At 40.6% G+C, this 10,825-nt stretch carries 15 protein-coding genes; 12 read left to right on the top strand and 3 right to left on the bottom strand.

From position 1 onward, the window contains the following. Positions 1 to 49 precede the first annotated feature (49 nt). From AC3KZC_RS12485 to AC3KZC_RS12430, 12 genes are all read left to right on the top strand, one after another. The gene (locus AC3KZC_RS12485) at positions 50 to 229 is read left to right on the top strand and encodes a hypothetical protein (protein WP_490578455.1); all 180 of its coding nucleotides are present in this window, start codon (positions 50 to 52) and stop codon (positions 227 to 229) included. Further along, positions 226 to 441: a hypothetical protein gene (locus AC3KZC_RS12480; RefSeq protein WP_490578456.1), complete on the top strand. Its 216-nt coding sequence runs from the start codon at positions 226 to 228 to the stop codon at positions 439 to 441. The genes AC3KZC_RS12485 and AC3KZC_RS12480 overlap by 4 nt, the downstream gene beginning before the upstream one ends. Positions 442 to 530: 89 nt before the next feature. Next, positions 531 to 899: a hypothetical protein gene (locus AC3KZC_RS12475; protein WP_490578457.1), complete on the top strand. Its 369-nt coding sequence runs from the start codon at positions 531 to 533 to the stop codon at positions 897 to 899. 1 nt (position 900) lies between these two features. Continuing rightward, positions 901 to 2,268 carry a hypothetical protein gene (locus AC3KZC_RS12470; RefSeq protein ID WP_490578458.1) on the top strand — a complete coding sequence of 456 codons (1,368 nt, stop codon included), beginning with the start codon at positions 901 to 903 and terminating at the stop codon, positions 2,266 to 2,268. Then, positions 2,265 to 2,717, top strand: a complete 453-nt coding sequence (locus AC3KZC_RS12465; protein ID WP_490578459.1) for a hypothetical protein — start codon at positions 2,265 to 2,267, stop codon at positions 2,715 to 2,717. Before AC3KZC_RS12470 ends, AC3KZC_RS12465 begins: the two co-directional genes overlap by 4 nt. Before the next feature lie 165 nt (positions 2,718 to 2,882). After that, a complete protein-coding gene (gene lepA, locus AC3KZC_RS12460; RefSeq protein WP_490578538.1) occupies positions 2,883 to 4,673 on the top strand; it encodes a translation elongation factor 4 in 1,791 nt (596 codons plus the stop codon). Between the two features lie 14 nt (positions 4,674 to 4,687). Continuing rightward, positions 4,688 to 5,623 (top strand): signal peptidase I, encoded by a 936-nt coding sequence (gene lepB, locus AC3KZC_RS12455; RefSeq protein WP_490578460.1) that lies wholly within the window; start codon positions 4,688 to 4,690, stop codon positions 5,621 to 5,623. A gap of 3 nt (positions 5,624 to 5,626) precedes the next feature. Continuing rightward, positions 5,627 to 6,304, top strand: a complete 678-nt coding sequence (rnc, locus tag AC3KZC_RS12450; RefSeq protein ID WP_490578461.1) for a ribonuclease III — start codon at positions 5,627 to 5,629, stop codon at positions 6,302 to 6,304. After that, positions 6,294 to 7,193 (top strand): GTPase Era, encoded by a 900-nt coding sequence (gene era / locus AC3KZC_RS12445; protein ID WP_490578462.1) that lies wholly within the window; start codon positions 6,294 to 6,296, stop codon positions 7,191 to 7,193. Before rnc ends, era begins: the two co-directional genes overlap by 11 nt. 1 nt (position 7,194) lies before the next feature. Continuing rightward, entirely contained in the window at positions 7,195 to 7,890 is a 696-nt protein-coding gene (gene recO / locus AC3KZC_RS12440) for a DNA repair protein RecO (RefSeq protein ID WP_490578463.1), read from the top strand. A gap of 4 nt (positions 7,891 to 7,894) precedes the next feature. Further along, entirely contained in the window at positions 7,895 to 8,626 is a 732-nt protein-coding gene (gene pdxJ / locus AC3KZC_RS12435; RefSeq protein ID WP_490578464.1) for a pyridoxine 5'-phosphate synthase, read from the top strand. A gap of 106 nt (positions 8,627 to 8,732) precedes the next feature. Further along, a complete protein-coding gene (locus AC3KZC_RS12430) occupies positions 8,733 to 9,173 on the top strand; it encodes a tellurite resistance TerB family protein (protein ID WP_490578465.1) in 441 nt (146 codons plus the stop codon). A gap of 12 nt (positions 9,174 to 9,185) precedes the next feature. Here the strand turns inward: AC3KZC_RS12430 and AC3KZC_RS12425 are convergent, their stop codons facing one another. From AC3KZC_RS12425 to AC3KZC_RS12415, 3 genes are all read right to left on the bottom strand, one after another. After that, positions 9,186 to 9,416: a hypothetical protein gene (locus AC3KZC_RS12425; RefSeq protein WP_490578466.1), complete on the bottom strand. Its 231-nt coding sequence runs from the start codon at positions 9,414 to 9,416 to the stop codon at positions 9,186 to 9,188. A gap of 150 nt (positions 9,417 to 9,566) precedes the next feature. After that, positions 9,567 to 10,448: a dienelactone hydrolase family protein gene (locus AC3KZC_RS12420; RefSeq protein WP_490578467.1), complete on the bottom strand. Its 882-nt coding sequence runs from the start codon at positions 10,446 to 10,448 to the stop codon at positions 9,567 to 9,569. 214 nt (positions 10,449 to 10,662) lie between these two features. Further along, positions 10,663 to 10,806 carry a DUF2256 domain-containing protein gene (locus AC3KZC_RS12415; RefSeq protein ID WP_490578468.1) on the bottom strand — a complete coding sequence of 48 codons (144 nt, stop codon included), beginning with the start codon at positions 10,804 to 10,806 and terminating at the stop codon, positions 10,663 to 10,665. Between the last annotated feature and the right edge of the window lie 19 nt (positions 10,807 to 10,825).

Here is a 10,825-nt window from a genome sequence, read left to right as displayed (position 1 = left end):
CAACAGAGCCTACACGGCTCTTTCAACTTAAAATTATAGGATTGACATTATGGAAAACTTCTTCACTCAGTATGGCCATTGGATTATTGCTTTGTGGCCTGTACTTGCAGCTATCGCGGCTGTGACACCTAACACCTACGACAACAAAGCCCTTCAAATAATTCGCAATATATTAGACGCCTTAAGCTTCAATTGGGGTTCTGCTAAAAACGAAAACAAAAAGTCATGAGTTACATTAAGGCCGTTTTATTGGCCTTGGAAATGATTAGTGTTTTGTTACGTCTAAAGCGGGAGAAGGACTTTGACAAGAGAAAAGCTGAAATTAGACAAGACCCTGTTAATCAGTTTAACGCTAAGTTTAATGCTGACAGGTTGTCAGTTGATGTCGGGGCCAAAACCTTGCCAGATAACGATACCCAAAATAAACGTAACACCAAGTAAAACCGAACCAGGCATAGTTGAAATCCGCGAGCAGAGTCTTGCGGATTTACTTATATACATTGAAGAACTCGAAAACTGTAGGAAATAATATGCACCCTAATTTTATTGAATTTTTTACACCCCCAAACACGGTAACGATAAAAGCTAACTTTAAAAACGGTGAGCATTATAGCGAAGAACTATCGCTTAATAATCTTGAAACCTTTTTTACCGACCTTGTTTTCTATAATAGTAGTAATCAAAAAGTTGCCCCTACGGCTGGTGAGATTGAGTTCTTGGTTGCGAGTCAAGGTAACGGACTCAGACTGGCAACGCACGGTAAAGTAAAAGCCTCAGAGATTTATAACGAGGACTTAAAAATGCCTCACGCTTATGGGCCGACACTTAAAGTGTTAGTGCGTTTTAAGAACTTAACAGGTGACTTAACCCGATTTGAGCTTCTTGTACGGAGGAAATGATATGTTCCCGATGAACTTAGGTTCGGCATCATTACCTAGCCAATTCAAATTAGCCTCTTTGGGGGTGGCCATTAACAATGCTCTGGCCACAAACAGTCGTTGGGTGACTACCCTCAACCCTGCGGGTGGGATGTATTATGATATACCCCAAATATCGCTTACGGATTTTGAGATTGAAATTGAGTTTGAAACAACTCAGACGGGTAACAGGTTGCTGTTATGTGACGACCATTTAACAACGTACTACATGAATTCGTATAGTAACATACTATCTTTTTGGTCAAAAGGTACAGAGTATGCAACCCCTGTGACAGGTAAAACTATAAATGATGGTAAGTTGCATACCGCGGTTTATAAACTCGCGGGTACACAATTAAAGGTTTTTTTAGATAGTGTTCAGTACGGCACACATACTATTAATCCTTACTTAGGTGTGATTAATTTTAAGGCAGGTAATCGCACGGCACTTACTAGTACATTTGACGGTTCATACTTTGGTATTAAAATATGGAATGGTGGTGATAGACATACGGGTCAGTTAGTACGGGACTACCGCTTTAATGATAGCGATGGTGTGCTGGTTGATTATAGTAAGCCGCTTGGTACTGAGCTTTTAACAAATACAAGCTTTAGCAATAATTCCGAAGGATGGCCTGTTATTGGTACAAATACAACAAAACAGGTGGCGGGTAATGCATTAGAGATAACGCAAGTATCAGGTGGCTATTCTAACGCACAACAATTCATTGATGTTGAAGCTGGTAAAACGTACCTCGTCACTGGTGAGCTTTTCGATGATGGTGGTTATTTTCAAATACGTGATGCAAACAATTCAGCGCAACTAATGAATATACATGGTCTAGGTGTGGTGTCAGGTATATTTACTGCAACCAGCAATAGAGTGATTTTTAGATGCCATTGCAGCCAAGAATTCCCTAAAACGTTCAAATTTAAAAATCCATCATTAAGAAAAGCAGCCGGCTACGGTAAAGCGGTTAATGTCACTGCGGCAGATAGAGAGTTAATGACGTTTGATGACCACCGTAATGCGTGGGTCGGTGGGGAGCTAATTAGTCTAAGTTCCCAAACGTTAAGTTACAGCTCCGCTTTTGACTGGCGTGGGTTTGTAACTTTAAAGCCACTGTCCGTGGGTACGTGGTACTTGTCTACTTTTAAATTTGAGTCGGGCAGCGGTCAGGTTAGGTCTAGGTTAGTTTCAGATAAAACTGTTTATGTTTCAGCACCTTCGGATGTTGTCAGCGAATTAGGTGTAGCAACACAAAATTACTACCCGCTTCAAAGTAACTCTACGGGAGTTAAGGTTCTGTCAAACCTTTCACTCAAACGCATAATCGAGGTAACACAATGAGCAACTGGTGCATAGTCAGTAACGAGGCGCTGGACGCTGATTTTACAAATGCGTTGATTCAAACACTTAAAGATGGTGGTTGTGATGTCGGAGTATGCCACGATGACGCGAACCGTGTATTTACGTCTACGCCAGAAATAACGAGTGAACTTGAGCAGTTCGTAGTGCGTGTTGAACTCAATGAAGATACCACCGAGCAAGAGTTGATCGCGCAGGTGGGGGCGTTTTTAAAAGCGAACCATTTAGATAAAATATTGGTTGCTGATCATTCTATTTTTACGAATCTTTTCAACACCCCCATTCATCGATTGTGGTGTGGTAGTTATGATGACCTTGATAGTCTGAGATCTGACTATGAATCTGTCTTTGGATTTTTGGATTCTGAACCGAACCAAGATTTAGAGCAAATAAAATACCAAGTAAGAAATAAGGTCTATGATTTATTTTAGTGGGGAGCAGTCCCCCCTTTTTATTTACTTATTTCTACGCTAAGAATATTCAGGTATCATTAGAAGCATAAATTGGCTGAAAGTAAGGGTTACTTCTGTTTTTGAGTACACCCCCAAGTACATAATCTGGATTCTGAAAATTTCAAGATGATAAACCCTATAAATATCAACAACATAAGAAACTTCTCCGTAATTGCCCATATTGACCATGGCAAATCGACCCTTTCAGATCGTTTGATTCAATATTGTGGTGGTTTAACAGACCGAGAAATGCAAGCTCAGGTTTTAGACTCCATGGATATTGAACGTGAGCGTGGCATTACCATCAAGGCGCAGTCTGTAACATTAAATTACACCGCAAAAGATGGTGAAACATATCAATTAAACTTTATCGATACACCAGGTCACGTAGACTTTTCATATGAAGTATCACGTTCTTTAGCTGCCTGTGAAGGTGCTTTATTAGTTGTGGATGCAGGTCAAGGCGTAGAAGCACAAACAGTTGCTAACTGCTATACCGCGATTGAAATGGAACTAGAAGTTATTCCTGTTCTAAATAAAATAGACTTACCACAAGCTGAGCCTGAACGTGTAGCAGAAGAAATCGAAGACATTATCGGTCTTGATGCGATGGATGCGGTGCGCTGTTCAGCTAAAACAGGTGTTGGTATTCAAGATGTACTTGAAGTTATTGTTGCGCAAGTTCCACCACCTGTCGGTGAGCCTACTCAACCATTACAAGCGCTGATTATTGATTCATGGTTTGACCCATACCAAGGTGTTGTTTCATTGGTGCGAATTAAGCATGGTGAGTTACGTGCTGGCGACAAAATTAAAATTATGTCAAATGGCCAATTACATAACGCTGATAAAGTGGGTATTTTTACGCCAAAGCAAACAGAAACCAAAATACTTCGCACTGGTGAAGTAGGGTTTGTTATTGCCGGTATTAAAGAAATTCATGGTGCACCAGTGGGTGATACTATTACCTCGGCGCGTAACCCTGCAACAGCAATTTTACCAGGCTTTAAAAAAGTACAACCGCAAGTTTACGCCGGTGTATATCCGATAGCATCAGATGAATATGAAAACTTCCGTGATGCGCTTTCAAAATTAAGCCTAAATGATGCCTCGTTATTTTATGAGCCAGAAAGCTCAACAGCATTAGGTTTTGGTTTCCGCTGTGGCTTCCTTGGTATGTTACACATGGAAATCATTCAAGAGCGTTTAGAGCGAGAATACGACATGGATCTGATTACTACTGCTCCAACGGTAGTGTACGAGATCCTGCTTAAAAATGGCGACATCATAAAGATAGACAGCCCTTCTAATTTACCACCAATCAGTAATATTGCTGAAATTCGTGAGCCTATCGTTGAAGCGAACATTCTAGTACCACAAGAATATTTAGGTAATGTAATTACTTTATGTATTGAAAAGCGTGGTGTGCAGCACAAAATGTCGTATCACGGTAAGCAAGTTGCGTTAACGTATCATTTGCCAATGGCTGAAGTGGTGATGGATTTCTTCGATCGCTTAAAATCTACCAGCCGCGGTTTTGCGTCACTTGATTACAATTTCATTCGTTTCCAAACATCAAAAATGGAACGTGTTGATATCTTAATCAATGGCGAGCGAGTCGATGCATTGGCAATTATTTGTCATCATGAAAGCGCACAATCACGTGGTCGTCAATTAGCCGAAGCACTGAAAGAACTTATTCCACGTCAGCAATTTGATATCGCGATCCAAGCCGCGATAGGTGCGCACGTTATTGCTCGTACCACGATTAAACAATTACGTAAAAACGTAATTGCTAAGTGTTACGGTGGTGACGTGAGTCGTAAGAAAAAGTTATTACAAAAACAAAAAGAAGGTAAAAAGCGCATGAAACAGGTTGGTAATGTTGAAGTGCCGCAAGAAGCTTTCTTAGCAATCCTCAAAGTAGGTAAATAAGGACAACAGTTACTATGGCTGGTTATTTTTCAATCTTCTTAGTGTTATTAACTCTTATTTCAGGGTTAATTTGGTTAATCGATCACTTAGTTTATGCACCTAAGCGTCAAGCACGTATTGCGCTTGCTCAAGGTGCAAATAGCGCCATGTTGGATGATGAAACCATTGCACAAATTGCACCTCAACCAGCTATAGCAGAAACTGCGCAATCTATATTTCCTATGATTGCGGCTATCACGATTTTTCGTTCATTTTTTTATGAGCCATTTCAAATTCCATCAGGATCAATGATGCCAACACTTTTAGTGGGCGATTTTATTTTGGTAGAAAAATTTGCATATGGCGTTAAGGATCCCGTTTGGCGCTCTCAGTTAATGGATGTGTCAGACCCTGAACGTGGTGATGCCGTGGTCTTTAAGTATCCACTAGACAACAATATCGATTTCATAAAACGTGTGGTTGGTTTGCCTGGTGATACCGTGGTTTATCGTAATAAACAGCTTTATATCAAACCTCAATGCGATGCAACTCAAACCCAAACATCGGGTTTAAACTGTAATGAGTTTAATAAACTCGATACACAGTTAGTTAATCAAGACGAGTTCTTTTCAGATGGTGTGGCTGAAACTCGCTTAACCGAAAATTTAGCGAATGTAAGTCATGATATTTTAATCAATCCAGTTCGTCCTGAACAACAAATGGCGTATTACCAGCAGCCGGGCACTCGAATTGATGAGTGGGTGGTGCCAGAAAACAGCTACTTTGTGATGGGTGATAACCGCGACAACAGCAAAGATGGCCGCTTTTGGGGATTTGTTGATAAAGAAGAGTTAGTCGGAAAAGCTGTGTTTATATGGATGAGCTTTGAATTTGAACAAGACCCAGAGAGTATTTTACCAAGCTGGGTTCCAACAGGTGTTCGTTTTGACCGCCTAGGAAGTATTCAATAACTAATGAACAAAAATGTAACTGATTTATACAGCAAAATAGGCTACACCTTCAACAACGTAACGTTGTTGGAGCAAGCGATGACTCATCGCAGCCATAAAGGGCAGCACAATGAACGGCTTGAGTTTTTAGGCGATTCTATTTTAAGTTTTGTGATTGCAAATGAGCTCTACAAGCGTTTTCCTAAAAGTCGCGAAGGTGATCTAAGTAGAATGCGCTCAACATTGGTACGAGGCCAAACTCTTGCGGAATTTGGCCTAGAATTTAATTTAGGTGATTATTTACGCTTAGGACCAGGTGAGCTTAAAAGTGGTGGGTATCGCCGCGAATCAACTTTGGCCGATGCTGTAGAGGCAATTATTGGAGCTGTCTTTTTAGATTCAGGCATAGACACCTGCAGTAATTTGATCTTGAGCTGGTACAAGTTTCGTCTTGATGAAATTTCGCCAGGGTTAAACCAAAAAGATCCAAAAACCTTATTACAAGAGTATTTACAGGCGCGAAAATTACCGCTGCCAAACTATACTGTTATCGATACCAAAGGACAGGCACACAACCAATCGTTTACGGTTGAATGTGTTGTAGAAGGCATGAACAGTATTGTTTCTGTCGGTAGTTCACGCCGTAAAGCCGAGCAAAAAGCGGCTGAAAAAGCATTAAAGATTATTAAACATGAATCCTAAAACACATTGCGGCATGATTGCCATTGTTGGCCGTCCAAATGTTGGTAAATCAACTATTCTAAATGAAATTGTTGGCCAAAAAGTCAGTATTACATCGCGTAAAGCGCAAACAACGCGTCACCGAATTATGGGGATCCATACTGAGGATGATTATCAAGCGGTTTATGTTGATACGCCAGGTTTACACATTGATGAAAAACGCGCTATTAACCGTTTAATGAATCGTGCTGCAGCAAGTTCAATCAGCGATGTTGAGTTGATTATTTTTGTGGTTGAAGGCACGCATTGGACCGCAGATGATGACATGGTTTTGCACAAAGTTAAGCAAACAGGTCGTCCGGTGTTATTGGTTATCAATAAAGTTGATCAAGTAAAAGAGAAAGAAGAGTTGTTCCCACATTTACAGTGGCTCGGTGAACAAGCTGATTTTGTTGCAATTTTACCTGTGTCAGCCACTACAGCGAAAAATATTGATTTAATTAAAGATCAAGTTCGTAAATACTTGCCACCGAGTGAATTTATTTTTCCTGAAGATTACGTAACTGACCGTTCAACCCGCTTTTTAGCGGCTGAAATTGTGCGTGAAAAGCTCATGCGTTTTATGGGTGAAGAGTTGCCATATTCAGTGACTGTGGAAATTGAACAGTTTAAATGGCAAGAAAATGGTGTCTGGCATATCAATGCACTTATTTTAGTTGAACGTGAAAGCCAAAAACGTATGGTTATTGGTAATAAAGGCGAAAAACTAAAAGTCATAGGTCGTGAAGCCCGTAAAGACATGGAAGAAATGCTTGATAATAAGGTCTTCCTTGAACTTTGGGTTAAAGTGAAATCAGGCTGGGCCGATGATGAACGCGCGTTACGCAGTCTAGGTTACGGCGAAGATTAATGTGAATCATACGTTCTACCATGCATATTTGATCCATCGACGTCCATTTAGTGACTCTCAAGTGATGCTCGATATGCTGGTAGAAAATCTTGGCCAAATACGTTTGCTTGCCCGCCTAAAAGGCAAGCATGCGGTTAAGCACAGCGCACAACTACAGCCTTTTCAACCGCTATTGATCGGCTTTTCAGGTCAAGGTGATCTCAAATACCTTACTCAATTTGAACTTGCAACAGAACTCAATGCCATTTCGTTAGCTGGTAAAGCACTTTATTGTGGATTTTACCTCAATGAATTATGCAATCGTATTATTCCTATCAATGAACCTATCGATTTAGCTTTTGAGCTTTATCAACAACATTTGCATGCGTTAAGTTCAGTAACTACCTTTGAACAAACATTGCGTTCATTTGAATATCAATTATTAGAATTACTAGGCTATGGTGTTGATTTTAATTATGATGCGCAAGGTGATCCAATCGAGCCCCATGCCTTGTATCAATACGTTATTGAGCAAGGATGGTGTAAACAAGAAACGTCGCACAGTGGATTTAGTGGTGAACAGCTAATCGCATTTAGCCTTTTAGACTTTTCAGAGCCACAAACCCGCTTATTAGCAAAACAATTTGCTCGCTATTTATTAAAACCTCTTTTGGGTGAGCGAGAATTAAAAAGCCGAGAGCTATTTTTACCAAGGTGATGTAATGAAAGATATTTTATTAGGCGTGAATGTTGACCATGTTGCTACGCTGCGCCAAGCGCGCGGTACAACTTTTCCGGATCCAGCTCATGCCGCAGCTGTTGCTGAGCACGCTGGTGCCGATGGGATCACGATCCATTTACGTGAAGATCGTCGCCATATTCAAGACCGCGATGTACACGTGATGAGCAAAACGATCCAAACTCGCATGAACTTTGAAATCGCTGTTACTGAAGAAATGCTGCAATTAGCACTTGAAATTAAACCTGCATTTGTATGTTTAGTACCAGAAAAACGCGAAGAACTGACAACCGAAGGTGGTTTAGACGTTGCAGGCAATCAGGTGAAAATCGCCGAAGCCGTAGCACGTTTAACGGCTGCAGGTATTAAAGTATCTTTGTTTGTTGATGCTGACCCAATTCAGCTCAAAGCCTGTGCGGCGGTTCATGCCCCATATATTGAAATTCATACCGGTGCGTATGCTGATGCTGAAACAGAAGAAGCGCAGTTAGAAGAATTAAATCGTATTAAAGCGGGTGTCAAAATAGCCGTTGAGCTTGGTTTAATTGTTAATGCTGGCCATGGTTTGAATTATCATAATGTAAAACCAATTGCAGCCATTGAAGATATTTATGAGCTTAATATTGGCCACGCCATTGTTGCACGTGCTGTTATTGATGGCTTTGAAAAGGCTGTGCGTGATATGAAGCGTTTAATGATTGAAGCAAGAATGTAAGCAATACCTTGTTTTGATAAAAAAGCCCTGATGGGCTTTTTTACTTTTTGTAACTGAAGTGTTTAAAAAAGTCTCAATGAGAGTGATGATATTAAGGAATGTAAACATGTTAGATCATATTAAAAAGCTACTGCAGAACTTGGTGTTACAGCCTCATTCAGATAATGAGCTTGATTTTAATACCGCATTAGCAGCTTTATTGGTTGAAGTAATGCGAGCGGATGGCAAAGCACAAAGCAGCGAGTTCAATAAAATATCAGCTATATTGCTCAGCCATTGCCAGTTAAGCCAAGAGCAAGTAACGGCTTTGATTGCTAAAGCAGAGCCATTGGTTGAGGAGGCGATAGATTTGTTTGCCTTTGTGAAACAAATAAACAACCAAACCAGCGACGTAGAACGCATTGAGATTGTTGAGCTTTTGTGGCGGGTGGCTTTTGCTGATGGTGAACTAGATAGCCATGAAGATCATATTATTCGACGAATTTCAGGGTTGTTGTACGTCAGCCATGCCGATTTTATTGCGGCAAAACACGCTGCAGCACATTGATAAAACATGTAATTAGCATTCCTCACCGTTATATTCCTCACCATTATATAATGCAGCAAGTTTATCAAGCTCGGCGCAGGTTGTATCAAAGCCTTCGGTTTTAGCTTGATAGCTAATTTTAACCGAGGCAGCATGATTAAATAATCGAGCTGATACTTTTGCCACAGGCCAATGTTTTAGCTCGTTTAAAAAGCGGTTCGCAATTTGTGGACTTGGGAATTGATACTGAATGTCTAATTTCATAACAATAAAAAGATTAGCTAATACAAAGTAGGGTGAAGGGTAACAAAAAGCGACACATAACAACACGCTTTCTATTAAACCACGCCAATGTCGTTCTGATCTGTGAAGATGCGTATTAGGCTAACATGAGCGTTAGCCTAATAGGATTTTTTATACTAAGTGCAGTTTGAAAAAGTCGAGAGTGCGCTGCCATGCAAGTTCTGCTTGGGCTTTATCATAACGGGAGGTTGAATCGTTATGAAAGCCATGGTTAGCTGCTTTGTACATATGCAGGGTGTAATTTACTTTATGTTGCTCCAGATCAGCTTGATATTCGGGCCAAGTTGCATTCACACGTTCATCTAACTCGGCCAAATGGATCAATAACGGCGCTTTAATATTTTTTCGCAATTCCTTAGCTGCTGGCGTACCATAAAAAGGCACTGCGGCGTCAATTAATTCATTAGCGGATGCAGCTAAGTAATTGGCCATATACCCACCAAAACAAAAACCTACAACACCTAGTTTGCCTGAACTTAGCGGGTGCGTTTTTAAAAATTGACTGGCAGCGGTGAAATCGAACTGGATCTTTTCGCGAGATAAGCTGCTTTGCATTGTGCGGCCTTCATCATCATTACCTGGGTATCCACCAAGTGGAAAGAGGGCGTCAGGTGCGAAGGCTAAAAACCCTGCTTTTGCTAAGCGTCTTGCTACATCTTTAATGTAAGGGTTTAGACCTCGATTTTCATGAACAACCAAAACAGTAGGAAGTTTAGCGCTGGTATTGGTTGGGACGACTAAATAACCACGCCCTTTACCATGCCCAAGTGGTGAATCAAATTCGGTGTAACTGGCTTTAATATCAGGATCATTAAAAGAAATCTGCTCTGCCAACACATAATTGGGCATCAAAGCGCTGGTTAAAACCGCCATGGAGTAGCCTAAAGCGGTTAAGGTACCGAGTTTTTTCATAAAAGTTCGTCTGTCCATGGCACCATGGGCATAATCGTCATACCAATCAAATGCTTCTTGCGGGATCTGTTGCTGTGTCATAAATAGGCCTAAAAATTGTTATTAATAGAGTTGTTTAAACCATTGCGTTTAACGATACGAAATTAATTTAAATAACGATCGTTTTGAGAGTTAAACCATAGTGTATTTTGAGCGCAATACTAGGGAGCTGGCTTTTTTAGTCTGTTTTTAAAGTGTTTTTTTTGTATTTATAATCGGCGCAGGCAACCGTGAGTCGTGATTCTACATAACTAGGCTACTGTTTTTTTGCATTACGTTGGCATCGTTCTGAGCAGTACTTTACGTTTGGCCAATCCCTTTGCCACTTTTTACGCCAATTGAAATTGCGCAGGCAAATGGGGCATAGTTTCGAGTCGAGGTGGCATTTATGATGGGTCATAACTGAGGTGGTGATAAAA

The sequence above is a fragment of the Pseudoalteromonas sp. J2K-J031 genome (assembly GCF_058197095.2).
The sequence above is the reverse complement of the archived record's forward strand: the minus strand, read 5'-3'. Positions and strand labels throughout refer to the sequence as shown.

Bases quoted from the DNA above. Each gene is read 5' to 3' on its own strand.
- AC3KZC_RS12485 (WP_490578455.1), top strand. From the start codon at position 50: ATGGAAAACTTCTTCACTCAGTATGGCCATTGGATTATTGCTTTGTGG.
- AC3KZC_RS12480 (WP_490578456.1), top strand. From the start codon at position 226: ATGAGTTACATTAAGGCCGTTTTATTGGCCTTGGAAATGATTAGTGTT.
- AC3KZC_RS12475 (WP_490578457.1), top strand. From the start codon at position 531: ATGCACCCTAATTTTATTGAATTTTTTACACCCCCAAACACGGTAACG.
- AC3KZC_RS12470 (WP_490578458.1), top strand. From the start codon at position 901: ATGTTCCCGATGAACTTAGGTTCGGCATCATTACCTAGCCAATTCAAA.
- AC3KZC_RS12465 (WP_490578459.1), top strand. From the start codon at position 2,265: ATGAGCAACTGGTGCATAGTCAGTAACGAGGCGCTGGACGCTGATTTT.
- lepB (WP_490578460.1), top strand. From the start codon at position 4,688: ATGGCTGGTTATTTTTCAATCTTCTTAGTGTTATTAACTCTTATTTCA.
- rnc (WP_490578461.1), top strand. From the start codon at position 5,627: ATGAACAAAAATGTAACTGATTTATACAGCAAAATAGGCTACACCTTC.
- era (WP_490578462.1), top strand. From the start codon at position 6,294: ATGAATCCTAAAACACATTGCGGCATGATTGCCATTGTTGGCCGTCCA.
- pdxJ (WP_490578464.1), top strand. From the start codon at position 7,895: ATGAAAGATATTTTATTAGGCGTGAATGTTGACCATGTTGCTACGCTG.
- AC3KZC_RS12430 (WP_490578465.1), top strand. From the start codon at position 8,733: ATGTTAGATCATATTAAAAAGCTACTGCAGAACTTGGTGTTACAGCCT.
- AC3KZC_RS12425 (WP_490578466.1), bottom strand. From the start codon at position 9,416: ATGAAATTAGACATTCAGTATCAATTCCCAAGTCCACAAATTGCGAAC.
- AC3KZC_RS12420 (WP_490578467.1), bottom strand. From the start codon at position 10,448: ATGACACAGCAACAGATCCCGCAAGAAGCATTTGATTGGTATGACGAT.
- AC3KZC_RS12415 (WP_490578468.1), bottom strand. From the start codon at position 10,806: ATGACCCATCATAAATGCCACCTCGACTCGAAACTATGCCCCATTTGC.